General features: G+C 50.8%; 1 protein-coding gene. It reads right to left on the minus strand.

Features of this window, described 5'->3' with window-relative positions; all coding sequences use genetic code 11:
- On the minus strand, positions 1-329 hold a 329-nt coding region (locus tag LZP73_RS19620), incomplete at both ends, for a diguanylate cyclase domain-containing protein (RefSeq protein WP_234236595.1).

Genomic DNA, 329 nt, shown 5'->3' on the forward strand with positions numbered 1-329 from the left:
ATCCAGCCCGGTATTGTTCCAGTGAATTTGCCGACTATTCAGGATGTTAACCATATGCTGGAGTCGCCCTTCCGTTTCCGGCCCGCTCAGCACTAACAGCAGTTCACTACCCGGCAATTGATACAACTTTTCGTTTTCCTGCATCAACGGCAGCAGCGTACGGTAAATTGAGCGGATACAGTGAACGCGCATTATTAAGCCGTAATGACGACTCATAAACTCAAGATTATCAATGCGCAGGCAGCAAAAACTCTTGCCCGCCTCTTGCTCCGGCGCTTGCTCCAACGCACGAAAGTTGGGTAGAAGCGTTAACGGATCGGTCAGCGCCT

Origin of the sequence: Shewanella sp. AS16, assembly GCF_021412365.1 — a bacterium.
In the GTDB taxonomy this organism is placed as follows: Bacteria; Pseudomonadota; Gammaproteobacteria; order Enterobacterales; family Shewanellaceae; genus Shewanella; species Shewanella salipaludis.